This window comes from Bradyrhizobium sp. WYCCWR15520 (assembly GCF_056174665.1).
Genome location: NZ_JBWBWM010000020.1, coordinates 1 through 23,515, shown reverse-complemented (window position 1 = coordinate 23,515; position 23,515 = coordinate 1). Strand labels below are relative to the sequence as shown.

Below are 23,515 nucleotides of genomic sequence, written 5' to 3'. Positions count from 1 at the left end.
CTTCCTGTTTCAAAAACCGGCTTACGCCATGGCTGCACAGCATGGCGGGTTCCAGATTAGATGCGGGTTGGCTAACAGGAGGTAAATCAGGGCAGCGGCGGCGGCACGTTGGCGGCATACCATTCGCGAAACGCCGCCAATGCCGGATGCGCCAGCGAGCGGTTCAAATAGGTCCAGATCCGCGGCTGATGGCGCAGATATTGCGGCTTGCCGTCGCGCCGGTTGAGCCGGGCGAAGGTGCCGAGCAGGCGCGTATTCCGCTGCGCCGACATGATGGCATAAAGTTCGGCGAAGCTGGCCGGGTCGAACTGACTGTCCGTCGCGCGCCGCGCCTTGATGTAGCGGGTCAAGAGCGACAGCTCGAGCTGTTCGGGAACGTCGAGCCGCGCGTCCTGCAATAGCGACACCAGATCGTAGGCAGCGGGCCCCAGCACGGCATCCTGAAAGTCGATGATGCCGATGCGCAAAATCCCGGTGCGCTCGCCGAGCCAGATGATGTTGGGCGAATGAAAATCCCGCATCACCCAGGTTCGCGGCGCGGCTGCCGGCTTTTCCAGCAGCGTTCGCCACATCGCAACGAACTGGTCGCGTTGTTCCTGGCTCACCTCAGCGCCGCGATCTGGCAGATACCATTCGAGCATCAGCCCGATCTCGACCAGCCACGCATCGATATCGTAGCGCGGAATATCGTAGGAAGCCCGCGGCGCCAGCGGGGCCGTTTCCGGCAGGGCTTCGCGGTGCAACGCCGCGAGCATGTCGGTCGCCGCCTCATAGCGCTCGGCGATCGGCCGCGGCGGGTCGCCTTCGATGATGCCGGCGCTGCCGAAATCCTCGGTGATCAGGAATCCGGATTCGAGATCGGCATGGCGGATCGCAGGCGCCGAGAAGCCGTGCGCGCGCAGGCCATTGTCGATCGCGACGAACGGCTTGACGTCCTCGGCGAGATGAACGGCCGCGCTATAGGACTTTCCGCCATAGATCGCAGGGCCGTCCGGACGGCGCGGCGAATTCATCAGGATCGACGTGCCGTCCTTGTCGATCAAGCGTGCATAGGAGCGCGTCGAGGCGTCGCCGGGCATGCGCTCACGCGCGGCATTCAGAAAGCCGGCGTCCTCGAGAAATTTTCGCAAAGCCTTCAGCCGCGCCACCTGCGCCGCCGCCTTGCCGTAGCCGGTGATCTCGGCGGCGCGGGCGGCGGAGCCGAGTGCCGGGCGATGGCTGAAGGCGATATCGATGCGGTCTTCGGGCAGCGCATCGGGGGCGCGCTCCGGCCATTCGATCAGCGCCAGCGTGCCCTCGGGCAACGGCGATAACCCGATTTCCTCCAGCTCGCTCGCATCGTTGATGCGGTAGAGATCGGCGTGCAGAAGCGGAAACGGCTGGTCGTAGTTCTGCGCCAGCGTGAATGTTGGGCTTGGCACTTCCAGCGCGGGATCATCGGCGAGATAGCGGATCATGGCGCGCGCGGCGGCCGTTTTCCCCGCACCGAGATCGCCGGAGAGCGTAATGACGTCACCCGGGCCGACCAGCAGCGCGAGGTCGGCCATCAGATGCGCCGTCGCTGCCTCATTTGCCAGCGCCGCCGTGAATGTTGTCGGGGCGGTCATTCGGCGGCGTTGCGGTGCGCGTTCTGATCGACCGGGAAGTCGCAGGTGACCGTCGTGCCCTTGCCGACCACCGAATCGACGCGCACCCGGCCGCCATGCAGTTCGACGAAGGAACGCACCAGCGACAGTCCGAGGCCGGCGCCGCGGTGGCGCGACCCGTGCGAGTGGCTTTCGAACCAGTCGAACACCTTGTCCTTCACATCGGCCGGAATGCCGGGGCCGGAGTCGCTGACCGTGAAGATCACGCGATGCTCGGTTCGCCGCGCGCTGATAATGACCGCGGCATCGTGCGGCGAGAATCCGACGGCGTTGGCGAGCAGGTTATAGAGTACCTGCACCACGCGCCGCTCGTCACCGGTGAAGTTGCCGATATTGGGATCGATATCGACCTTGAGTTCGATGCGGTCGGTCGCCAGCCGGTCCTGAATGCCCTCGGCGGCGGCCTGAATGGCTTTTTCGATGTTGACGGGGCCGAGCTCGAGCTTCATGGCGCCGGCATCGATGGTGGCGAGATCGAGGATGTTGTTGGTCAGCGCGAGCAGCGCGTTGGTCGACTTGGTGACGTAGTCGAGATATTCGGCCTGCTTCGGCGTCAGCGGGCCGGTCGAGGGATCGCTGAGGAAATGGGCGAAGCCGATGATGGTGGTCAGCGGCGCGCGCAGCTCATAGGACACGTGGTGGACGAAATCGACCTTCATCTGGTCGGCGGCTTCCAGCGCCTCGTTGCGTTCGCGCAGCGCGCGCTCGACATTTTCGGTGTCGGTGATGTCCTGCAAAGTCAGTAGCGTCGCGCCATCCGGCAGCGGCATGGTCATGCAATCCAGCACGCTGCCGTCCTTGCGCTCCAGTTTCAGCGCCAGCTGCGCCCGGTTCTCGATTCCCGTGATCGCTTCACGGAGCGCCCGCCAGGTCAGCGCGTCGTCGAACAGCGGCTTGCACCACGCTTCCACGGTCTCGATGTGAGGCTGCTCTTTCAGCGATTCCGCCGACAGCTTCCACATTCTGACGAATGCGGGATTGAACAGCTCGACGCGGCCATTGCTGCCGAACACCGCAACCGCCTCGGCAAGATTGTCTAGCGTTTCATGCTGGACCCGCGTCAGCCGGTCGTAGCGGCGTGCGAGATCGAGGCTTTCGGTGACATTGTCGAACAGATAGGTGACGCCGCCTTCGAGGTTTGGCGTGGTGACGACGCTCAGCGCCCGGCCGTCTGGCAGGAACCAGCTGTAGGTCGCCGGCTCAACGGCGCGGTAGGCCTCGTGCAGCTTGGCTTTCCAGGCGCGGAAGTCGGGCTGTTCGGGCAGTTTGCGCGTCGCGCGCAGGCGGTCGAGCACGCTGGAATCGTCGGGGTTGGAATCGAGGAAGGCCTGATCCAGGCTCCACAGCCGCCGGTAGGATTCGTTGTAGAAGGCCAGCCGCCGTTGGCCGTCGAACACGGCAACCCCTGACGACAACTGATCGAGGGTTCGGCGATGGGCTTCCGCCATCCGCTCCATGGCGTCGCGCAACGCGGTCGCTTCGCTGGCGTCGATGGCGATGCCGGCGCTGCCTCCGCCGAGCCTGAGTGCCTGAACGTCATAGATGCGCCGCTCGCCGCCGACCACGATCGGCAGCCGCGCGCTGAAGCTGGAATTGTCGTTCAGCACCTTGCCCATCTCGACGCGCTGGTCGTTCTCCAGCAGTTCGAGATTGCGGTGGAGCGTGTCTGCGAGGTTTGCGCCCTCGGTGGCGCGCACATAGGCCGTATTGGCGTAACGCAGATTGCCCTCGGTGCTCTTGGCCCAGATCGGCCAGGGCGCGGCGGCGGCGAAGTCGCGCAACAGATCCGTCTCCTCCAGCAGCGTTCTGTAGCGCAGATTAGCCTCGGCGAGGTCACGGCGCAGCCCGCCTAGTTCGCGAATCCGCACAATGGCCTGTCCGCCGATGGCGCGGCCCATCGCTTCGATGGCGCGGCCGTTCGAGGTGGAGAGGTTGAGCAGAAAGCCTTCGCCGGTCGCGCACAGTGCGTCGACCGCATGGTCCATCTGCAGCGCCGGTTCCGGCGGCAGCCAGGTTCCGAAGGCGAGGATGCGTTGCGGCGAGTTCGAGAGCGCGTCCTGCGAGATCAGAAGCGAGATATCGCCGCTGATCTGCGGCCGGTTGTCGCCCGCCGCCCAGGAGATGAGAACCTGGGGCTCGGCAAACAGAAGCGCACGCAGCCGGTCGGCCTGCACCTGCAGGTCGGCGATGTCGGAGCGCAGGCTGAGTTCGGTGCGGGTGGCCCGAATGCGTGTACGCATCAAGAGGATCGCCGCCACCACGGTGAAACCGAGCAACGACAGCGCCGTCGTCAGCGCCGCGAATTCCTGGTGATTGAGGTCTAACAAGGCGGAAATTGCCTGTGTGATAGTCAAATCGGCGGCGAACGCGGGTTTAGACAACGCGGGGAGAGCGATGGCAAGCGCGATCGTGCCGTGGCGCGCCAGTGAGGTGCACGACAGCAGGGTTCGACGCATCGCCGCGACTACGCCCGACATTATTTGCCCCAAAAACGCACGACTGCAGGCCCGGCGCTACCCCCGCCGTGCACGAATCAAGTGAGAGTATCCCTCAAACGCGACTCAAGGGGTAAGAGTCCAGACCGTGAACGTGAATCTGGCTGTGAAGAAATCGGCGGATCAGCAATTTCAGACGTGTTCAGCGACGCAATTCAACGCCCGGTCGACCCGAAACCGCCACTGCCGCGACCGGTTGTCGAGAGCGACGCAACGGGAACCAGTTCCGCCTGCACCACCGGCGCGATCACCAGCTGAGCGATCCGTTCGCCGCGCTTGATCGGAAACGGTGCGCCGCCATGGTTGATCAGAAGCACGTTGATCTCGCCGCGGTAGTCCGCATCCACCGTGCCCGGCGAATTCAGCACCGTGATGCCGTGCTTGGCGGCAAGCCCGGAACGTGGCCGGACCTGCGCCTCATAGCCTGACGGCAGCGCGATCGTCAGCGCCGTCGGTACCATCGCGAATTTTCCGGGCGAAAGAATCAGCGGCGCGTCCGCCGGCACCGCCGCGAGCAGGTCGAGCCCCGCGGCATCGGCGCTCTGATAGGCCGGCAGGGCCAGGCCTTCGCCGTGCGGCAATTGGCGGATGTCGACCTTCACCGTCGCGCTCACGAATTCTTCTCCACGCTTTTCGCAATCTTCGCCACCAGTTCGGCGGCGACCTGTTCCTTGGTCATGACCGGCCAGGACTCGACCTTGATGTTGTCGGCATTGATCTCGTTGCCATCGCGCGTCAGCAGATGGACGGTGTTGCGATCGCCGCCCATCACGCCGGTTGCGGGCGAAACGTCGTTGGCGACGATCCAGTCGCAGCCCTTGCGCGCAATCTTGGCCTTGGCGTTGTCGATCAGGTGCTCGGTCTCGGCGGCGAAACCGATCACTAGCGGCGGACGCTTGTCCGTCAGATTCGAGATCGTCGCGAGAATGTCGGGGTTTTCGACCAGTTGCAGTGGCGGCATGCCGGCAGAGGTCTTCTTCAGTTTCTGCTCGCCTTCATTGGCAACGCGCCAGTCGGCGACGGCGGCGGCGAAAATCGCAATGTCCGCCGGCAATGCGGCCTGCACCCGGTGCAGCATGTCGCGGGCCGATTCCACCCGGATCACCGTAACGCCGGCGGGATCGTGTAATTCGACCGGGCCGGAGACCAGCGTGACGTCGGCGCCCGCGGCCCGTGCTGCGGCGGCGATGGCAAACCCTTGCTTGCCGGACGAGCGGTTGGCGATATAGCGCACGGGATCGATCGGCTCATGCGTCGGCCCCGCCGTGATCAGCACGCGCTTGCCCGCGAGCGGGCGCGGCTGCGGCGGACGCAGGATGTCGACGGCGGCGGCGGCGATCTCGACGGCCTCCGACATCCGTCCGACGCCGGCTTCATTGGACTCAGCCATCTCGCCGGCATTGGGGCCGATCATCTGGACGCCGTCGCGGCGGAGCTGCAGCACGTTGCGGCGGGTGGCGGCGTTATTCCACATCAGCGGATTCATCGCGGGCGCCAGCAGGATCGGCCGGTCGGCCGCGAGCAGGATTGCGCTGGCGAGATCGTCGGCATGGCCCTGCGCCATCTTCGCCATCAGGTCGGCGGTCGCGGGCGCCACAATGATCAAATCGCATTCGCGTGCCAGGCGGATGTGACCGGCGTCGAATTCGCTGCCGGGATCGAACAGATCCGTATAGACGCGCTCATGCGAGAGCGCGCTGGCGGAAAGCGGCGTGACGAATTGCTGCGCGGCTTTCGTCAGCACGCAACGGACGTCAATGTGCCGCTCCTTCAGCCGCCGGATCAGTTCCAGCGATTTGAAGGCAGCGATGCCGCCGCCAATAATCAGGGTGACGTTCCGCGCGTTGGAGGCGTCGACCGAGCGCGGGGCCTGTGCGGGGGCTTCGGCGGCGGAGCTGGGGGCGCCTGGCAATTCGGGACGTCCCTGGATGAGTTCTCCCAGGATGACCCGAACCTCCTCTTCGACAGAGCGGCCATTCCCGGCCGATCGGAGTCGCAGATAGGCTTTGACGGCTTCGTCGAGTTTTCGGATGGTCAGGCTGGCCATCGGGGGCCTCCGGCGGAGATATGCAGGCAATGCTAGCACATGATGCTATCATTGCAATCACAACTGCCGGACGGCGATCAGAATCCCGATAAAGGTTGCTGCGATGATCCAGAGCGCCACCGTCCGCCAGCGGCTCTTGCGGCCCTCGGCGCGGCCCAGAGCGGCGATCGTCTCTGGCGACAGCGTCAGGCCCTCGCGGGTCATCTTCTCCATGTTCTCGATCACGGCAACCGCCCGCGAGGCGATCGCAGGCAGGCTCGCCGCCACGCGGCCAAGCTCGCCCGCGCCGGACATCGCGCCTTGAACCCGGCCCAGCGGACCGAGATTGCGCTCGATCCATTCGCGCACCACGGGATCGGCGACCTTCCAGATATCCAGTTTGGGATCGAAGCCGCGCGCGACCCCTTCGACCACCACCATGGTCTTTTGCAACAGGATCAGCTCGGGCCGGGTCTGCATGTCGAACAGGCCGGTGACTTCGAGGAGAAGCGTCAACAGCTTCGCCATCGAGATTTCTTCGGCGGTGCGATTGTGGATCGGCTCGCCGATGGCGCGGATCGCCTGCGCGAAATTCTCCACCGAGTGATGGCCCGGCACGTAGCCGGCCTCGAAATGCACTTCCGCGACGCGGCGATAGTCGCGCGTGATGAAGCCGAGCAGGATCTCGGCGAGGAAGCGCCGCTCCTTCAGCCCGAGCCGGCCCATGATGCCGAAATCGACCGCGACCAGCCGGCCGGCATCGTCGAGAAACAGATTGCCGGGATGCATGTCGGCATGAAAGAAGCCGTCGCGCAGCGCGTGACGCAGAAAACTCTGGATCACCTTGCGGCCGAGATCGGGCAAATCGACCTGCGATGCTTCGAGGCGCGCGTGATCATTCAGCGCGATGCCGTCGATCCACTCCATTGTCAGCACGTTGTGGGTGGTGCGGTCCCAGTCGACGGTCGGCACGCGGAAATCCGGATCGTCGCGCGTGTTCTCCGCCATCTCGGATAGCGCGGCTGCCTCAAGTCGCAAATCCATCTCCATCGCGACCGAGCGCGACATCGTATTGATGACTTCGATCAGCCGCAGCCGCCGTGCTTCAGCCGAGTGCGCTTCCGCATTTCGCGCGACGAAGAAGAAATCAGCGAGGTCGCGATGGAAACGCGAGGCGACATTGGGCCGGAGGACTTTGACGGCGACCGGCCGGCGTACGCCATTGCGCTCCACCTCGCCGCGATGCACCTGTGCGATCGAGGCGGCAGCGACCGACGGTCCCAGGCTGACAAAAGCCTGCGCCACAGGGCGTTCCAGCGATGCGGCGATCACGGCCTCGGCTTCAACTTGCGCAAACGGCGGCAGCCGGTCCTGCAGGCTTTCCAGATCGCGCGCCATCGCGACGCCGACCACGTCGGGGCGGGTCGCCAGAAACTGTCCGAGCTTGAGATAGGCGGGGCCCAGCCGCGTCAGCGCGCGCGACAGCCGCGGACCGACCTTGGTGCCGGGCCGCTCGATCAGCCGCGCCAGGCGCAGCGCGAGTTGCCCGGGCGGCGGCACCAGGCTCGGGTCGACTACGCCGAACACGCCTTCGCGTGCGAACACGTAAGCGGCGCGGACGAGCCGCGCGATGTGGGGCGCCGCAGAAATCACAAACGCCAGCCCGAATGCAAAGCCACGATGCCGCCGGAGAGGCTTTCCCACTTCACCCGCGCAAAGCCGGCGGCGCGGATCATCTCGGCAAATTGATTGGGCCGGGGGAATTTCCGGATCGATTCGACGAGATACCGGTAGGATTCCGCATCGCCCGTCACGGCGCGGCCGAGCGGCGGGATCACCTTGAACGAGAACTGATCGTACAGCCAGTCGAGCCCGGGAACGTCAACGGTGGAGAATTCCAGGCACAGGAATCGGCTGCCCGGCCGCAGCACGCGATAGGCCTCGCGCAAGGCGGCGTCGATCCGCGGCACGTTACGGATGCCGAAGGCGATGGTGTAGGCGTCGAAGGAGCGATCGGGAAACGCCAGTTTCTCGGCATTGCCCTCGACAAAGGCGACCTGATGGTCGAGATGGCGCGCCAGCGCGCGGTTGCGGCCGACCTCGAGCATGTCGGTGTTGATGTCGCAGACGGTGGCATGGAAACCCAGGCCTGCCGCTTCCGCCGCGCGGAAGGCGATATCGCCGGTGCCGCCGGCGACGTCGAGCAGCGCAAACGGCGCGTCGTTTTTCGGCGGGTTGAGTGCCATAATCATGATGTCTTTCCAGACCCGGTGCAGGCCCGCCGACATCAGATCGTTCATCAGGTCGTAACGCCGAGCCACGCTGTGAAAAACGTCGTTCACCAGCGTCTGCTTGTCGCCCAAGGGCACGTCCCTGAAGCCAAAATGGGTGGTTTGATCCGGCCGGTCCATCAACTTTACTCCCTAGGCCAACCATAGCGCGCCGGCCGCAATGGCGCTATCACGTCACCTCCATAAGGTGAATGCCTGTATGCCTGAATTGCCTGAAGTTGAGACCGTCCGCCGCGGCCTGCAGCCCGCCATGGAGGGGTCGAAAATCCTCAAAGCGGAAGCCCGCCGCAAGGATCTGCGCTTTCCCTTTCAAAAAGATTTTATCGCGCGGCTGGAGGGCCAGACCGTGACCGGCCTCGGCCGCCGCGCCAAATACCTGATGGCCGATCTCGGCTCCGGCGACGTGCTGCTGATGCATCTGGGCATGTCCGGCTCGTTCCGGGTGCTGGACGGCGACCGGAACGATACGCCCGGTCAATTCCACCATCCGCGTAGCGAGGACCGAGCGCATGACCACGTGGTGTTTCACATGTCATCGGGTACGGCGATCGTGTTCAACGATCCGCGCCGCTTCGGCTATATGAAGATCATCGCCCGCAACGCGCTGGAGGACGAACCGCTGTTGAAGGATCTCGGACCGGAGCCGCTCGGCAACGAATTCGACGCCGCGATGCTGGCGACATCCTGCGCCAACAAGAAGACCAGCCTGAAAGCCGCGCTGCTCGACCAGCGCGTGGTCGCCGGCCTCGGCAATATCTATGTCTGCGAGGCGCTGTACCGGTCGCATCTGTCACCGCGCCGACTGGCGGCAACGCTGGCGACCAAGAAGGGCGAGCCGACCGATCATGCCGGGCGGCTGGTGAATGCCATTCATTCGGTGCTGAATCAGGCGATCAAGGCCGGCGGCTCCTCGATCAACGACCATCGCCTGACCTCGGGCGAACTCGGCTACTTCCAGCACTCGTTCCAGGTCTATGACCGCGAGGGCGAGAAGTGCCAGACCTCGAACTGCGGCGGCATTGTGCGGCGCTTCGTGCAGAATGGCCGCTCCACTTTCTGGTGCCCGAAATGTCAGAAATAACCGTCACTCCGACGCTCGAGACGAAGCGACTGATCCTGCGGCCGCTCGCGATGTCGGATGCGCCAGCGATCCAGCGCCATTTCAACAACTGGAACATCATCCAGCATCTCGCGCAGGTGGTTCCCTGGCCGTATCCGGAAGACGGCGCGGTGACCTTCATTACGCAGGAACTGGAAAGGGTCGCCGCAGGCGAGGAGATCTATAATTGGATGCTGGTGCTGCGCGGCGGCGATGGCGAGGCGATCGGGAATATTCGCTTTCGCCCGAGGTCGGACAATGTGAAGGGCAACCGGGGCTTCTGGCTCGCGGAGCGTTATTGGAATCAAGGTTTGATGAGCGAAGCCGTTTCGGCGGTGAATGATTTTGCCTTCCGCACGCTCGGGATCGAGAGCTTCTACGCCTGCAATGCGGCCACCAACGTGGCGTCACGCCGAGTCAAGCAGAAGACCGGCGCCGAGTTCCTCGGCTATGTCGAGCTTGCCCATCATGACGGTCAGACGCTTGCGGAAAAATGGCGCGTGACGCGGGAAAACTGGTTGCGCCGGAATCGATAGCGAAGCGAAGCAATCCAGCCACCAGCCTCGCTGGATTGCTTCGCCTTCGGTCGCCGAGCTTCGGCGGCTAAGTCGTCGCTCGCTCCCCGCATTGGCGTCGCGGGAGAGGGGTATCAGGTTCGAGCTGGGATTCTCAGGAAGCGAGCGCTGTCGTTCGCGATGGACGGAAGCGCCGCCATCGCGGGAAGAATCGCGGGCGTTCCCACCAACGCCTCGATGATCGGCGCGTCGCTGGCTGTCGCTGCGTTCCCCAACCGCGCGTCGAGCCACTGCCAGAGGGCCCGGATTTCCTCGGCGGATTTGCCGCCTGGTGCATGCTCGCAGACCGCAAGGCCGGCGCTCAGTGCGTCCTGGTGATCGTTGCGCATCACGACGAGAGGCTTGGCAAGGATGTCGCCGATGTCGAGCGCTGCCTCGCAGCTCAGCAGGTTCTCCGCGCCGGCGAGGCGCGCCGCGGCCCGGATCGGCGTCTGATTCAGGACGTAGGCGAACGGCTTGTGCCAGGCCCTGACGACGCTGAGCGTCGCGGCCGTCGCCTCGATGTCGGCGATGCTTGGACGCGTCGGAATCAGGCAGAAGTCGGCATAACGAATGGCTGAATTGGTCGCGGCGCTGATCCCGCCCGCGGTATCGACGATCGCTACCGTCACGCCCTCGCGCCCGAGCGATTGCAGGCGCTGTTCGACCTCCCTGGCGGCGTAGATCGGCTCGACGATCGGCGCGGCATACGGGCGGCGGCGCTTCCAGTTCGAAATGGTGCCCTGCTGGTCCGTCTCGATCAGGCGGACATTGTGCCCGGCCCGGATGGCCGCAAGTGCAAGGCTGATGGCGAGCGTGCTTTTCCCCGCGCCACCCTTCTGGGTGGCCAATACGATCGTCTGCATTCTGGATCCTCTGGATAGCTTTCAGGCATTTGGATTACGCCACGAGCCCCGCCGCATTCTGCGACGTCGAATTACGCGCTCGCTCAGACGTGCCCAGCCCGATCCAAAGGTCAGGGGATCGCGGTTGTCCGAATCAGTCAGCTTGCAATGATGCCCGATTCTGGAAAGGTGGTCATCCGGGCAAATACTGCCGTGTGGTGCATTTTGTGCCGGGTGAAACCACAACAAGAAACGGGAAAACAGCATGACGGGTCATTGGCGGGATCGCGCAGCCACCACTTTTCAGTGCCAGAAGCAGCCCGCGGCCGGCAGCCGCGGCATGGTGGTCAGCAATCACCCGCTGGCATCGAGCGCGGGCGCGGAAATGCTCGCGGCCGGCGGCAACGCCGTTGATGCTGCGATCGCGACCCTGTTTGCGCTGACGGTAGTCGAACCGATGATGGTCGGCATTATCGGCGGCGGCATGGCCCATGTCCGCACTTCCGACGGCAGCCACCGCTTCATCGACGGCCAGAGCACGGTGCCGCTGGCGGTCAGGCCCGATACCTACACCTCGAAGCCCGGCTCGGCGCATGACGTGTTCGATACCGTCGGCGATGAAAATCTGAACGGCCCGAAGGCCGTCGCGGTGCCGGGCTCGCTGAAAGCCTGGTGCGAGACGCTGCAGCGGTTCGGCACCATGAGCCTCGCCGACGTCATGCAGCCCGCCATCAAATATGCCGCGCGCGGCTATGCGGCGACGCCTTACTTGCACGAATGCATCACCGATAGCGCCGCAGAGATGTTGAAGGACAAGGCGATCTCGGCGATCTATTTGCCCAAGGGGACCCCGCTGAAAGCCGGCGAGCGCGTGGTGCAGTCGGAATATGCAGAGACGCTGCGCTATATTTCGCAGCATGGCGAGGCGGCGCTGTATCACGGACCGCTCGGCGATATCATCGTCGATTACATGAAGAAAAACGGCGGCTTCATCGCCCGCGAGGACCTCACGGGTTACAAGACCGTCGAGCGCCAGCCGATTCGCGCCGATTATCGCGGCTGGCAAATTCTGGGGCCGCCGCCGCCCGCGGCCTCCGGCGTGCACATCGCGCAGATGCTCAACATTCTCGAAGGCTATGATATCGCAAAGCTTGGCTTCGGCTCGGCGGAGACCATCCATTATCTCGCCGAGGTGCTCAAGATCGCCTTTGCCGATCGCGCCGCCGCCAGTGGCGACCCTGAATTCATCAACGTGCCGGTCGAGCGCCTGATCTCGAAGGCCTATGCCGACGAACGTCGCCGGGCGATCGATCCTGATCGCGCGCAAGTCTGGGGCGCCGGCATCGCGCAGCTCGAAAGCGCTGATACCACGCACATGACCGCGGCGGACGCGTTCGGCAACGTGGTCGCGACCACGCAGACCATCAACAACCTGTTCGGCGCGAAAATCCTGATACCCGGGCTCGGCGCCATCCCGAACAATTACATGAACCTCTACGATCCTCGTCCCGGCCATGCGCTATCGCTGGCGCCGGGCAAGCGCGTAACGACCTCGATGTCGCCGATGATGGCATTGCGCGACGGCAAGCTCGTTTACGCGCTCGGCCTGCCCGGCGGAAAGCGAATCTTTCCGAGCGCAATGCAGGCACTGATCAACCTGATCGACCACGGCATGAGCTTGCAGGAGGCGGTTGAAGCGCCGCGGGTCTGGACCGAGGGCAATGCGCTCGAAGTCGAACTGGCGGTGCCTGACAATGTTCGCGCCAAACTTGCCGCGATGGGTCATAAGGTGCAGCCGATGCCGACAGTCGCCGGCGGCATGAATGCGATCCAGTTCCACGAGGATGGCACGATGTCGGGCGCGGCGTGCTGGCGCGCGGATGGCACGCCAGTCGGCATCGCCGGCGGCCTGGCGCGCGCCGGGGTAAGGTTTGGGTTGAGCTGAGAACTCGCGCCGACTCATTGGCTCCAGATGGGCCATCGCTGGAATACTGGGTCACCCGCTTTCGCTTTCGCGGGTGACGACGGCTTACTTCCTTACGCAGATCACGCGAACCACCGATGCTCTAGCATCCGGCGATCCACCGGCTGCGCTGACGCCATTGGCCTTGAGGAAGTTTCGTACCGTGTCGGCCGTCACCAAAACGGCCTGTGCCGCCGGCGCGCCATTCGCCAGCCCCGCTACCTGAACCGGCTTCAACAGTGCGATGCCGGCAAATCTGCCGTCGTCATCCTGCGCGGGGGCGCCGGAAAAGCCGAGTGCGGGCGCGGGCGTCAGCGCGATATCGTTGGTGCCGCCAAGCTGGGCCACTGAAGCCTTGGTGCTGGTTACCGCAGCGCCGCCGCCCTGGTTCTGCGGATCGGCAATGCCGGTGAGATCGAGCGCCGTTTTCATAGCGGGATTGGCAAGATTCAACGCCTTTAGCCCGCGTGCGCCATAGATGCGCAGCAGCGCGAGATCGTACTCCTTGTTCTCGGCGATTCGATCGGCATTGCCGAAGCCCGCGATCGCCACCGTGAGGCAGCCGTCGGTGATCTGGCGGTCGGCGATGATCGCGCCATCGTCACCGACGACGACACCAGTGCCGTATTCCACGGTCTTGCGCGGCGGCGGCCCCGCCGTTTGCGCGGCCGCAGGAAATGCGTTGAACGCGCTAGACATCGCGATCACGACCGGCTCCACCGTGTTCTCGGTCGCCTGGTCGTACATGATGGTGAGAATGCGGACCTCGTCGCCCTTGAAGGTGCCGCGCATGTAAAATTTTTTCAGGCCCTGCAGGCCGGACAGCACGAAGAAATCCGGCTTGACGACCGTGTAATCGATATTGCGGCCCGGCTCCTTCTTCTCGCGCTCGGCAAGCTTGGCCGTCGTTGGATTTGCTTCCTTGCGTCGCGCCAGTTGAATCTGGATCGTGCCGGTCGGCGAGGTCCATTTGGTGCCGTTGGCGTCACTGGCCTGCTGCGGCACCAGTTTGGTGGGGATTCCCAGCCGCGCGCCGGTGCCGGGATCGGTGGCGATCTTCCAGCCGACGCTTTCCTGCTTTTTCCTGGCGGTATCGGCGAGGGCACCGCGCTCCTGCGGATTGAGCACGCCGGTCTGCTTGCCCCCGCGCGATTTCTGGAATTCCTTGATCGCATTGACCATGCGCTCGCTGACGTCGCCGGTGATGGCGCCGTTATATTGCCCGACCCAGGCCAGATCCGACTGCAGCGCCAGCCGCTCGGCCTGTCCCAGCGCCTTGGCGGTGTCCTCCGGCTTCTGCAGCGCGGGGCGTACCGGCACCGTCGTGACTTGTTTCGGCTGGGCACCCGCTGTGGAGGGCGGCGTCATTTGTGCCTGCGCGGGGGCCGCGGCGATCACAAAGGCCGACGCCGCGATCATCAATGTTGCTGAAGGCACCAATCTCATGACAAATCCCGGCGGAAGAGGGAGTGCGATCATTGACGTCCGGCCAATTAAGCACATCTGCTTAGTCGGCAACAACCGCGCCCCGGTTCAGGGATTCTCGGTTTCCCTCGTTCTGGTTTGACAGTCGGGATGCGGGAGAAGGAAATAGTGCGATTATGCTGACGGCCGACGAACTCGAACGCTACGCCCGCCACATCGTGCTGCGCGAAGTCGGCGGCCCCGGGCAGGCCGCGCTGAAGGAGGCCTCGGTGCTGGTGATCGGCGCCGGCGGCCTCGGCGCGCCCGTCCTGATGTATCTGGCGGCGGCCGGTGTCGGCAGGCTCGGCGCGGTCGATGACGACATCGTCTCGCTGTCCAATCTGCAGCGGCAGATCATCCACACCACGCCGGATATCGGCCGGCTCAAGGTCGACAGTGCCGCGGAGACGGTTCGCGCGCTCAATCCCCATGTCCAGTTCGAGCCGCATGCGGTGCGTCTCAATGCGGGGAATGTGATGGCGCTGATCGACGATTACGATCTCGTGCTCGACGGCTCCGACAATTTCGAAACCCGCTATCTGATTTCCGATGCCTGTTTCTTCGCCGGCAAGCCGCTGATCACGGCGGCGCTGGGGATGTTCGACGGATCGCTGACCACCATCCGGGCGCACGAACGGGACGCCGACGGCCGTTTCAACCCGACCTATCGCTGCCTGTTTCCGGAGCCGCCGCCGCCCGGCACCGTACCGGCCTGCGCCGAGGCCGGCGTGATGGGTGCGCTGGCGGGCATGCTGGGCTCGATGATGGCGCTGGAGGCGATCCGCGAAATCGTCGGCTTCGGCGAAAGCCTGGTCGGACGACTGGTGATGGTGGACGCGCGCGCGATGCGCTTTGAAACCCTGCGCTACGCGCGCGATCCGCAAAACCCGCTCAACGGCGATACGCCTATCATCGTCGACCTGAGCGGGCACGCGGCGTAGTACTCACCGCTTCTCGCTGTCCATATGCGCAAGCTGCGCTTCGGGATAGCGCGCGCCTGCGGCCACGCCCGGCGGGAATGCTTCGGCAAGCGCGGCCTGATGCGCCGGCGTCAGCTTCACCTTGAGGGCACCCAGCGCTTCGGCAAGACGATCGCGGCGGCGGGCGCCGACCAGAGGCACGATATCGTTGCCCTGCGCTGCGACCCAGGCGATGGCGACCTGCGCCGGCGAAGCGCCGACGTCGTCGGCAACGCGCCGCAAGGAGTCCACCAGCGTCAGGTTGGCGTCGAGATTGCTGCCCTGAAAGCGCGGGCTAAGGCTGCGAAAATCCTGCGCGCTGGAACGATCCTTGGTCCAGTGGCCGCTGATCAGGCCGCGCGCCAATACACCATAGGCAGTGATGCCGATGCCGAGTTCGCGGCAGGTTTTCAGAATGTCGTTCTCGATGCCGCGCGCAAGCAGCGAATATTCGATCTGCAGGTCGACGATCGGATGCACGGCGTGTGCCCGACGAATGGTGTCAGAGCCGACTTCGGAGAGGCCGATATGCCTGATCCAGCCGGCCTTGATCATGTCTGCCATCGCGCCGACGGTTTCTTCGATCGGCACATCAGGATCGAGCCGCGCGGGCCGGTAGATGTCGATGCTGTCGACACCCAGCCGCTGCAGCGAATAAGCGACAAAATTCCTGATCGCGGCCGGGCGGCTGTCATAGCCGAGAAAACCCTTGTTGGGATCGCGCAGCGCGCCGAATTTCACGCTGATCTGCAGATTGTCGCGGTTGCGCCCCGTGAGCGCTTCGCGGATCAGCATCTCGTTATGGCCCATGCCGTAGAAATCGCCGGTGTCGAGCAGAGTGATGCCGGCATCGAGCGCGGCGTGGATGGTGGCGATGCTCTCGTTGCGGTCGGCGGGGCCGTAGAAGTCCGACATGCCCATGCAGCCCAGTCCGATGGCCGAGACGGTTGGACCTGTCGTGCCGAGTTTGCGATTTTCCATGATAGTTCTCCTCGATGTGCCGGCGGCCGTTTCGCGCCGTCGTGACGAGGCTGATATGAACCCTCGCGGCTGAACCGATAAGCTGGACAATTCGCAACAGCTTGTTCAGTATATCGAACAATGAAGGATTTCGACCTCCGCGACCTCAGTGCTTTCGTCGCCATCGCGCGCACCCAGAATTTCCGCCGGGCCGCGACCGAGCAGGGCGTTTCCGTCTCGAGCCTCAGCCAGCGGCTGCGCGACATGGAAGAGCGGCTCGGCGTTCGCCTGATGAACCGCACCACGCGCAGCGTTGCGCTCACCGAAGCTGGCGAGCTGCTGCTGGCCCGCGTTGCGCCTGCGATGCAGGATGTCGGCGAAGCGATCGATCAGGTGCGCGGCTTGCGCGGCGTGCCGTCGGGACGCCTGCGCATCAACGCCCCGCCGCCGGCGATCGACCTGGTGCTGGCACCGATGGTGGCGCCGTTTCTTCAGAAACATCCGAAAATCGATCTGGAGATCGTCGGTGAAAGTTCGTTTGTCGATATCGTCGCCGCCGGCTTCGACGCCGGCGTGCGCTATGGCGAACATCTGGCACAGGACATGATCGCGGTGTCGCTGGGTTCGCCGCAGCGTTACGCGGTGGTGGCGTCGAAGGAATATGTGGCGCGACACGGCCGGCCGGAAGCGCCGAAGGATCTGCTCGATCACGCCTGTATCCGCACCCGTTTCGGCAGCGGCGCGATGCTGGATTGGGAATTCGAGAAGGCCGGGCGTGTCGTCAAAATCTCACCGCCGGCAAAGCTGGTCGCGGCGCATCTGGGGCTGGCGCTGCGTGCCGTCCATGACGGCACAGGGTTCTGGATGACGTTTGAGGGTTACGTGCGCTACGGCATCAAGTCCGGCGCGCTGGTCAGCGTGCTCGACGATTGGTGTGCGCCGTTTCCGGGACCGTTTTTGTATTATCCGAGCCGGCGTCAGCCGCCGCCGGCACTTGCCGCATTCGTCGCGTTCATTGCGGAATGGCGCAAGCGGGAAAAGCGCAAGAGCAAATGAAGCGTAGCCCGGATGGAGCGAAGCGCAATCCGGGGACAGTGGGGACTCGCGGATTGAGTTGTCCCGGATTTCGCTGCGCTCCACCCGGGCTACGTGTGCTCCCCGCTCACAGCATGCTGGGCAGCACGCGGTCCGGCGGCTTGTGATTGTCCAGGAAGGTGCGGATGTTGATGATCACCTTCTCGCCCATCTCGACGCGGCCCTCGATGGTGGCCGAGCCCATATGCGGCAGCAACGTTACCTTGCCGGCCTTGGCGAGCCGCACCAGCTTCGGATTGACTGCAGGCTCGTGCTCGTAGACGTCGAGGCCGGCGCCGCCGACGTCGCCAGCCTCTAACAGCTTGATCAGCGTGTCCTCGTCGATTACCCCGCCGCGCGCGGTGTTGACGATATAGGCGTCTTTGCGGATCAACTTCAGCCGCCGCGCCGACAACAGGTGATAGGTCGCCGGCGTATGCGGACAGTTCACCGAGATGATGTCCATCCGCGCCAGCATCTGGTCGAGGCTTTCCCAGTAGGTCGCGCCGAGCTCCTCGGCGATGCGCGGCGGCACGGGGCGGCGGTTGTGATAGTGGATCTGCAGGCCGAAGGCGCGCGCCCGGCGGGCGACCGCCTGGCCGATGCGGCCCATGCCGATGATGCCGAGGCGCTTGCCGCCGATGCGATGGCCGAGCATCCAGGTCGGCGACCAGCCCGGCCAGCTCTTGCCGTCGGGGAGGATGGTTGCGCCTTCGATCAGCCGCCGTGGCACCGCGAGAATCAGCGCCATGGTCATATCGGCGGTGTCTTCGGTCAGCACTTTCGGCGTGTTGGTCACCGTGATGCCGCGCGCATGCGCTGCCGTGACGTCGATATTGTCGACGCCGTTGCCGAAATTGGCGATCATGCGCAGCTTGCAGTCGGGGTGCTTGAGCATCTCCTCGCTGATCGTGTCGGTGACGGTCGGCACCAGCACGTCGGCCGAGCGGCTGGCTTCGGCAATCTGTTGCGGCGTCATCGGCGTGTCGTCGAGATTCAACGTCGCGTCGAACAGCTCGCGCATCCTCGTCTCGATCGAGTCCGGCAGTTTGCGGGTGACGACGACGAGAGGTTTTTTCTTAACCGACATGTCCTGCTCTCATGAGGGGGGCGCTGCAGCGCGCCGTTCAGGCCTCATTAACCCGGTTGTTCGACACTGCGATGGCCACGCGGTCCCGGTATCCGGCTGTTTGCTGAGGCAAGTCCCTTGGGTTCCCAATACTTCCTCGGATTCTCGGCGGAAAATCCAGGCGTTCTGGTTCTAGGCGTTCCGTCCTCTCTATCAGAAGGCCGGGCCAAGACAAGAACCCCTCGGATGTCGCAAGCCGGGTGCGGTCAAAGCGGGGGCACAGGGGTCTGGGGTTATTTCGGGCGTTAGCGGGCGGTTTCAACTCGAAGAATTCGAGTTGCGGTTGGCTCGGCAGGAGACGGGTTGATGGTGTTGAGGCGTTTCTGTTCGGTGGCGATGCTGGTGGGGTGCTGGCTTGTCGCTTCCGTCAGCACAGGATTTTCGGCCAAGGATTCGGCCACCACCACGAGCGGCCTGCCGGTGCCGCGATATGTCAGTCTCAAGTCCGATCATGTGAATGTGCGGGCCGGTCCGACCAAGGACAATGACGTCGCCTGGGTCTATACCCGCTCGGGCCTGCCGGTCGAAATCACAGCCGAGTTCGAGAACTGGCGCCGCGTGCGCGATTCCGAGGGATCCGAGGGATGGGTCTATCATTCGCTCTTGTCCGGCCGCCGCACCGCGGTCGTGACCATGAAGACCAAGGACGAGCTGGCCTCGCTCTATGACCGTCCCGATCGGACCAGCGCAATCGCCGCCCGCCTGCAGGCCGGCGTCGTCGCCCAGGTCAAGAAATGCTCCAATGGCTGGTGCCGCGTGATCGGCAACGGTTTTGACGGCTGGATCGAGCAGCAGCGCCTGTGGGGCGTGTATGCGGACGAGAAGGTGGATTGAGGCGCGCTAGCGGGTCTTTGCGCAGAAGCGTAGGGTGGGCAAAGCGAAGCGTGCCCACCATTCACGATAGCGATTTTGGATAAATGGTGGGCACGGCGCCTGCGCGCCTTTGCCCACCCTACGAATTCACGAAGTCTCTGCGAAGCTCAGCGCTTCTTGCGCAGCCGCACGACCATGTCGACGCGGGCGATCTCGTAGCCCTCGGGCACGTCGGGCATCTTCGACAGCACCAGATGCGGGTCGGGAATGTCGACCAGTTCGTGGTTGTTCTCGAGATAGAAGTGGTGATGCGCGGTGACGTTGGTGTCGAAATAGGTCTTGGTGCCGTCGACCGAGACCTGACGCAGCAACCCCGCATCGGTGAGTTGGTTGAGCGTGTTGTAGACGGTGGCGAGCGAGACCGGGACCTTGGCCAGCGTCGCTTCCTCGTACAGCATTTCCGCAGTCAGATGGCGTGCGCCCTTGCCGAACAGCAGCCAGCCCAAAGCCATGCGCTGGCGGGTAGGCCTGAGACCCGCAGCCTGCAACATTTCGTTGACGTCGTGCCAGGGACAACCGGTCAACGCCGGCTGATGTCCGGCGGCACGGGCGGCCGGATCGATACCGTCGTCATTCAGGGGCGAGGCTTGGTCGTTCATTTCCACTTCGGGTACCACACGCGCTAACTTGGGCAATAGTCTTGCCCAATATAAAAGGAAATCAGGTAGATGCAAGTTTTTCGCAACTAGAACTGGCCCAATGTAGAGGCGGAACAAGCGCGCCCAACGCTGCGTTTTAGCCCGTTCCGGTGCTTTCCCGGGCCCTAATGCCTATGTTACAGAGCGCGCGGACCACATATGCGATTTCGGCAGAGGCTAATGCCGATAGCACCCTAAGTAGCGCCAAATTGCGGGAACATGCGTTTCCGTCGGGAAACGGGTCCGGTTCGCTCAGAAAGCGCTCCATCGGGACATCTAAGGTAGAGGCGGGGATTACGATGCTGGATCGGCGCAGCGGTTATGAATACGAGGACTTGCTGGCCTGTGGCCGCGGCGAGATGTTCGGCCCGGGCAATGCTCAATTGCCGCTGCCGCCGATGCTGATGTTCGACCGCATCACCGAGATTACCGACAAGGGCGGCGAATTCGGCAAGGGCCTGATCCGCGCCGAACTCGATGTGAAGCCGGACCTCTGGTTTTTCGGTTGCCATTTCAAGAATGATCCGGTGATGCCGGGCTGTCTCGGCCTGGACGCAATGTGGCAGATGGTCGGATTCTACCTCGGCTGGATCGGCGGCGAAGGACGCGGCCGGGCGCTGGGGCTCGGAGAATTGAAGTTCTCCGGCCAGGTGCTGCCGAACGCCCGCAAGGTTGTGTACAACATCGACATGAAGCGCGTGATGCGTTCAAAGCTGGTGCTTGGAGTCGGCGACGGCTGGCTTTCCATGGATGGCGAGATTATCTATCGCGCCAAGGATCTGAAAGTCGGGCTGTTCAAGCAGGGCACCGCGCCAGGCTGAGCGGCGCGATTGCGCAACGAACATATCTTCACAGGCGAACGAAACGGTAGGGCGAGGCGATCATGAAGCGGGTTGTCATTACGGGGATGGGCATTGTCTCGTCCATCGGAAACAACACCCAGGAAGTGCTTGCGAGCCTTCACGACGCGAAATCCGGCATCAAGCGCGCGGAGAAATACGCCGAGATGGGTTTTCGTTCGCAGGTGCAGGGCGCGCCGACCATCAATGCGGCTGACGTCATCGATCGGCGCGCGATGCGCTTCCTCGGCGAGGGCGCGGCGTGGAATCACATCGCCATGGAGCAGGCGATCCAGGATTCCGGCCTGACGCCGGCGGAAGTGTCCGACGTCCGCACCGGCATCATCATGGGTTCGGGCGGACCGTCCGCGCGCACCATCGTCGAATCGGCCGACATCACCCGCACCAAGGGTCCGAAGCGTGTCGGGCCGTTCGCGGTACCGAAGGCAATGTCATCGACGGCGTCTGCGACGCTTGCGACCTGGTTCAAGATCAAGGGCGTCAACTATTCGATCTCGTCGGCCTGCGCGACCTCGAATCATTGCATCGGCAATGCCTATGAGACGATTCAGATCGGCAAGCAGGATGTGATCTTCGCCGGCGGCTGCGAGGAGCTCGACTGGTCGCTGTCGGTCTTGTTCGACGCGATGGGTGCGATGTCCTCGAAGTACAACGATACGCCCGCCACCGCCTCGCGCCCCTACGACATCGGCCGCGACGGCTTCGTCATCGCCGGCGGCGCCGGCGTCGTTGTGCTGGAAGAACTCGAGCACGCCAAGGCGCGCGGTGCGCGCATCTATGCCGAAGTGGTCGGTTATGGCGCGACATCCGATGGCTACGACATGGTGGCGCCGTCGGGCGAAGGCGCCGAGCGGTGCATGCGCATGGCGATGTCTACCGTGAAGACTCCGATCGATTACATCAATCCGCACGCGACCTCGACGCCGGCCGGCGATCCCCCGGAAATCGAGGCGATCCGAAAGGTGTTCGGCACCGGCGACAAGTGCCCGCCGATCTCGGCGACCAAGGCGCTGACTGGCCATTCGCTCGGCGCCACCGGCGTGCAGGAAGCGATCTATTCGCTTCTGATGATGAACAACGGCTTTATCTGCGAGAGCGCCCATATCACCGAACTCGATCCTGTCTTCGCCGACATGCCGATCGTGCGCAAGCGCATCGACAACGCCAAGCTAGGCACCGTGCTGTCGAATTCCTTCGGCTTTGGCGGCACCAACGCCACGCTGGTATTCAAGCGGATGGATGCTTGATTTCGCTTTTATCTCTCCTCGCTTGCGGCAAGAGGTAGGCAAGCAGCGGAGGGGGACTTTGCTACAATCCGAAACGGGGTAGGCATGATTATCGAACCGCGCGTGCGAGGCTTCATCTGCACGACGGCACATCCTGTCGGCTGCGCCAAAAATGTCCGCGAGCAGATCGCCTATGTTCTCCGCCAGGGGGCTGTTCCGGAATGCCCCAAGCGCGTCGCCGTGCTGGGATGTTCAACGGGGTACGGCCTCGCGAGCCGCATCGTTGCGACCTTCGCAGGCGGAGCAGAGACCATCGGCGTGTCGCTGGAGCGCGAGCCCACCGCAACCAGAACAGGCAGCGCCGGCTGGTACAACAACCGCGCCTTCGAGATCGAGGCGCAAAAGATCGGACGGTCTCCACTCACGCTTGAGGGCGATGCTTTCTCCGACGAGCTGAAGAAGACCTTCATCGAGCGCGTGCGCGAAAAGTTCGGCCAGCTCGACATGCTGGTCTACAGCATGGCCGCGCCAGTCCGTACCGATCCGGTCACGGGCAAGACCTATCGTTCGGCGATCAAGCCGCTCGGCGACCCCGTCGAGATCAAGACCCTCAACACGGAAACCGGCGAGGTCTACGAGACCACCATTGCGCCGGCGAGTGAGGATGAAGCGACCGCCACGGTCGCGGTGATGGGCGGCGATGACTGGAAGCGCTGGATCGATCAACTCGCGGACGCCGGTGTGTTGGCGCCGGGCTTCCGGACGCTGAACTACACCTATATCGGTAGCGAACTGACCTGGCCGATTTACTGGAAGGGCACGCTGGGGCGCGCCAAGGTCGATCTCGACAACAAGGCGGAAGCGATCCGGAGCCGCCTCGGCCAGGGCGCGGCCCGCGTGGTGGCGCTGAAGGCCGTGGTCACCCAGGCGAGTTCGGCAATTCCGGTGGTGCCGCTCTATGGCACGGTGCTGTTCAAGGTCATGAAGCAGCTCGGCAATCATGAAGGCTGTATCGAACAGATCGATCGCCTGTTCCGGACCCGTCTTGGCCCGGATGCCGCAGTCGACGAGGCGCAGCGCCTTCGGATCGACGACTGGGAGCTTTCGCCCGAAGTTCAGACGGAGGTGTCACGCCGATGGCCGCTGCTCTCCACGGAAACGCTCGGCGAGTTGGCGGACCTTGAAGAATACAGGAGCCAATTCCTTCGCCTGTTCGGATTTGGCATCGACAGCGTCGACTACTCGCAGGACGTAGACCCCCGCGTCGTCGCGTGAGCACCTAAGTTTCGTAGATGGGGTAACGGGCCCCGGTCCACCCTCCAGGCAAGCCGCGCTTGCTACGGCGGTGTTGGGTGGCGCGCTTCGCGCGACCTGCCTGGAAGGCGGGCGGTCGTCCCTCACATTGATGGTGTT

20 protein-coding genes are annotated in these 23,515 nt (G+C 64.0%); 9 read left to right on the top strand and 11 right to left on the bottom strand.

All coding sequences use genetic code 11. The features are described from left to right. Positions 1–86 precede the first annotated feature (86 nt). The 6 genes from tsaE to ubiE all read right to left on the bottom strand — a co-directional run bounded on the left by tsaE (position 87) and on the right by ubiE (position 8,578). On the bottom strand, positions 87–1,607 hold the full coding sequence (gene tsaE / locus AC0QUY_RS22870) for a tRNA (adenosine(37)-N6)-threonylcarbamoyltransferase complex ATPase subunit type 1 TsaE (RefSeq protein WP_475388493.1): 1,521 nt from the start codon (positions 1,605–1,607) through the stop codon (positions 87–89). Continuing rightward, entirely contained in the window at positions 1,604–4,123 is a 2,520-nt protein-coding gene (locus AC0QUY_RS22865; RefSeq protein ID WP_475388491.1) for a sensor histidine kinase, read from the bottom strand. Before AC0QUY_RS22865 ends, tsaE begins: the two co-directional genes overlap by 4 nt. A 173-nt stretch (positions 4,124–4,296) precedes the next feature. After that, the gene (gene dut, locus AC0QUY_RS22860) at positions 4,297–4,755 is read right to left on the bottom strand and encodes a dUTP diphosphatase (protein WP_475388490.1); all 459 of its coding nucleotides are present in this window, start codon (positions 4,753–4,755) and stop codon (positions 4,297–4,299) included. Beyond that, positions 4,752–6,188, bottom strand: coding sequence for a bifunctional phosphopantothenoylcysteine decarboxylase/phosphopantothenate--cysteine ligase CoaBC (coaBC, locus tag AC0QUY_RS22855; protein ID WP_475388489.1), 1,437 nt, complete (start codon positions 6,186–6,188; stop codon positions 4,752–4,754). Before coaBC ends, dut begins: the two co-directional genes overlap by 4 nt. Before the next feature lie 57 nt (positions 6,189–6,245). After that, on the bottom strand, positions 6,246–7,820 hold the full coding sequence (gene ubiB / locus AC0QUY_RS22850; protein WP_475388612.1) for a 2-polyprenylphenol 6-hydroxylase: 1,575 nt from the start codon (positions 7,818–7,820) through the stop codon (positions 6,246–6,248). Beyond that, a complete protein-coding gene (gene ubiE / locus AC0QUY_RS22845; protein WP_161851092.1) occupies positions 7,817–8,578 on the bottom strand; it encodes a bifunctional demethylmenaquinone methyltransferase/2-methoxy-6-polyprenyl-1,4-benzoquinol methylase UbiE in 762 nt (253 codons plus the stop codon). Before ubiE ends, ubiB begins: the two co-directional genes overlap by 4 nt. 79 nt (positions 8,579–8,657) lie before the next feature. On the opposite strand from ubiE, the gene mutM reads away from it, so the two are divergent. Beyond that, entirely contained in the window at positions 8,658–9,539 is an 882-nt protein-coding gene (mutM, locus tag AC0QUY_RS22840) for a bifunctional DNA-formamidopyrimidine glycosylase/DNA-(apurinic or apyrimidinic site) lyase (RefSeq protein ID WP_475388488.1), read from the top strand. Beyond that, complete coding sequence (locus tag AC0QUY_RS22835) at positions 9,527–10,093, top strand: GNAT family N-acetyltransferase (protein WP_161851094.1); 567 nt, start codon at positions 9,527–9,529, stop codon at positions 10,091–10,093. The genes mutM and AC0QUY_RS22835 overlap by 13 nt, the downstream gene beginning before the upstream one ends. A 113-nt stretch (positions 10,094–10,206) precedes the next feature. Here the strand turns inward: AC0QUY_RS22835 and AC0QUY_RS22830 are convergent, their stop codons facing one another. Continuing rightward, positions 10,207–10,977 (bottom strand): nucleotide-binding protein, encoded by a 771-nt coding sequence (locus AC0QUY_RS22830; RefSeq protein ID WP_475388487.1) that lies wholly within the window; start codon positions 10,975–10,977, stop codon positions 10,207–10,209. Between the two features lie 244 nt (positions 10,978–11,221). Here AC0QUY_RS22830 and ggt point away from each other — a divergent pair, with 244 nt between their 5' ends. Beyond that, positions 11,222–12,901 (top strand): gamma-glutamyltransferase, encoded by a 1,680-nt coding sequence (ggt, locus tag AC0QUY_RS22825; protein ID WP_475388486.1) that lies wholly within the window; start codon positions 11,222–11,224, stop codon positions 12,899–12,901. Positions 12,902–12,985: 84 nt separating this feature from the next. On the opposite strand, the gene AC0QUY_RS22820 is transcribed toward ggt, so the two are convergent. Then, a complete protein-coding gene (locus AC0QUY_RS22820; RefSeq protein ID WP_475388485.1) occupies positions 12,986–14,365 on the bottom strand; it encodes a serine protease in 1,380 nt (459 codons plus the stop codon). A 155-nt stretch (positions 14,366–14,520) separates the two neighbouring features. Here AC0QUY_RS22820 and AC0QUY_RS22815 point away from each other — a divergent pair, with 155 nt between their 5' ends. Next, positions 14,521–15,324, top strand: a complete 804-nt coding sequence (locus tag AC0QUY_RS22815) for a HesA/MoeB/ThiF family protein (protein ID WP_475388484.1) — start codon at positions 14,521–14,523, stop codon at positions 15,322–15,324. A gap of 3 nt (positions 15,325–15,327) precedes the next feature. Here AC0QUY_RS22815 and AC0QUY_RS22810 read toward each other — a convergent pair whose 3' ends face one another. Further along, positions 15,328–16,323 (bottom strand): aldo/keto reductase, encoded by a 996-nt coding sequence (locus AC0QUY_RS22810; RefSeq protein WP_475388483.1) that lies wholly within the window; start codon positions 16,321–16,323, stop codon positions 15,328–15,330. Positions 16,324–16,443: 120 nt separating this feature from the next. On the opposite strand from AC0QUY_RS22810, the gene AC0QUY_RS22805 reads away from it, so the two are divergent. Next, a complete protein-coding gene (locus AC0QUY_RS22805) occupies positions 16,444–17,358 on the top strand; it encodes a LysR family transcriptional regulator (protein WP_161851100.1) in 915 nt (304 codons plus the stop codon). 106 nt (positions 17,359–17,464) lie between these two features. On the opposite strand, the gene AC0QUY_RS22800 is transcribed toward AC0QUY_RS22805, so the two are convergent. Next, a complete protein-coding gene (locus AC0QUY_RS22800; RefSeq protein ID WP_161851101.1) occupies positions 17,465–18,466 on the bottom strand; it encodes a 2-hydroxyacid dehydrogenase in 1,002 nt (333 codons plus the stop codon). A gap of 345 nt (positions 18,467–18,811) precedes the next feature. Here AC0QUY_RS22800 and AC0QUY_RS22795 point away from each other — a divergent pair, with 345 nt between their 5' ends. Next, a complete protein-coding gene (locus tag AC0QUY_RS22795) occupies positions 18,812–19,339 on the top strand; it encodes an SH3 domain-containing protein (protein WP_161851102.1) in 528 nt (175 codons plus the stop codon). A gap of 146 nt (positions 19,340–19,485) precedes the next feature. Here AC0QUY_RS22795 and irrA read toward each other — a convergent pair whose 3' ends face one another. After that, entirely contained in the window at positions 19,486–19,977 is a 492-nt protein-coding gene (irrA, locus tag AC0QUY_RS22790; RefSeq protein WP_057844747.1) for an iron response transcriptional regulator IrrA, read from the bottom strand. Positions 19,978–20,315: 338 nt separating this feature from the next. On the opposite strand from irrA, the gene fabA reads away from it, so the two are divergent. The 3 genes from fabA to fabV all read left to right on the top strand — a co-directional run bounded on the left by fabA (position 20,316) and on the right by fabV (position 23,377). Continuing rightward, positions 20,316–20,837: a 3-hydroxyacyl-[acyl-carrier-protein] dehydratase FabA gene (gene fabA / locus AC0QUY_RS22785; protein ID WP_161851103.1), complete on the top strand. Its 522-nt coding sequence runs from the start codon at positions 20,316–20,318 to the stop codon at positions 20,835–20,837. A 62-nt stretch (positions 20,838–20,899) separates the two neighbouring features. Beyond that, entirely contained in the window at positions 20,900–22,123 is a 1,224-nt protein-coding gene (fabB, locus tag AC0QUY_RS22780; RefSeq protein WP_475388481.1) for a beta-ketoacyl-ACP synthase I, read from the top strand. Between the two features lie 84 nt (positions 22,124–22,207). Next, complete coding sequence (gene fabV, locus AC0QUY_RS22775) at positions 22,208–23,377, top strand: enoyl-ACP reductase FabV (protein ID WP_475388479.1); 1,170 nt, start codon at positions 22,208–22,210, stop codon at positions 23,375–23,377. The last annotated feature ends 138 nt before the right edge of the window (positions 23,378–23,515 follow it).

Excerpts from the sequence above, each read along its gene's own strand:
- tsaE (WP_475388493.1), bottom strand. The coding sequence starts at position 1,607 with ATGACCGCCCCGACAACATTCACGGCGGCGCTGGCAAATGAGGCAGCG.
- AC0QUY_RS22865 (WP_475388491.1), bottom strand. The coding sequence starts at position 4,123 with ATGTCGGGCGTAGTCGCGGCGATGCGTCGAACCCTGCTGTCGTGCACC.
- coaBC (WP_475388489.1), bottom strand. The coding sequence starts at position 6,188 with ATGGCCAGCCTGACCATCCGAAAACTCGACGAAGCCGTCAAAGCCTAT.
- ubiE (WP_161851092.1), bottom strand. The coding sequence starts at position 8,578 with ATGGACCGGCCGGATCAAACCACCCATTTTGGCTTCAGGGACGTGCCC.
- mutM (WP_475388488.1), top strand. The coding sequence starts at position 8,658 with ATGCCTGAATTGCCTGAAGTTGAGACCGTCCGCCGCGGCCTGCAGCCC.
- AC0QUY_RS22835 (WP_161851094.1), top strand. The coding sequence starts at position 9,527 with ATGTCAGAAATAACCGTCACTCCGACGCTCGAGACGAAGCGACTGATC.
- AC0QUY_RS22830 (WP_475388487.1), bottom strand. The coding sequence starts at position 10,977 with ATGCAGACGATCGTATTGGCCACCCAGAAGGGTGGCGCGGGGAAAAGC.
- ggt (WP_475388486.1), top strand. The coding sequence starts at position 11,222 with ATGACGGGTCATTGGCGGGATCGCGCAGCCACCACTTTTCAGTGCCAG.
- AC0QUY_RS22820 (WP_475388485.1), bottom strand. The coding sequence starts at position 14,365 with ATGAGATTGGTGCCTTCAGCAACATTGATGATCGCGGCGTCGGCCTTT.
- AC0QUY_RS22815 (WP_475388484.1), top strand. The coding sequence starts at position 14,521 with ATGCTGACGGCCGACGAACTCGAACGCTACGCCCGCCACATCGTGCTG.
- AC0QUY_RS22810 (WP_475388483.1), bottom strand. The coding sequence starts at position 16,323 with ATGGAAAATCGCAAACTCGGCACGACAGGTCCAACCGTCTCGGCCATC.
- AC0QUY_RS22805 (WP_161851100.1), top strand. The coding sequence starts at position 16,444 with ATGAAGGATTTCGACCTCCGCGACCTCAGTGCTTTCGTCGCCATCGCG.
- AC0QUY_RS22800 (WP_161851101.1), bottom strand. The coding sequence starts at position 18,466 with ATGTCGGTTAAGAAAAAACCTCTCGTCGTCGTCACCCGCAAACTGCCG.
- AC0QUY_RS22795 (WP_161851102.1), top strand. The coding sequence starts at position 18,812 with ATGGTGTTGAGGCGTTTCTGTTCGGTGGCGATGCTGGTGGGGTGCTGG.
- irrA (WP_057844747.1), bottom strand. The coding sequence starts at position 19,977 with ATGAACGACCAAGCCTCGCCCCTGAATGACGACGGTATCGATCCGGCC.
- fabA (WP_161851103.1), top strand. The coding sequence starts at position 20,316 with ATGCTGGATCGGCGCAGCGGTTATGAATACGAGGACTTGCTGGCCTGT.
- fabB (WP_475388481.1), top strand. The coding sequence starts at position 20,900 with ATGAAGCGGGTTGTCATTACGGGGATGGGCATTGTCTCGTCCATCGGA.
- fabV (WP_475388479.1), top strand. The coding sequence starts at position 22,208 with ATGATTATCGAACCGCGCGTGCGAGGCTTCATCTGCACGACGGCACAT.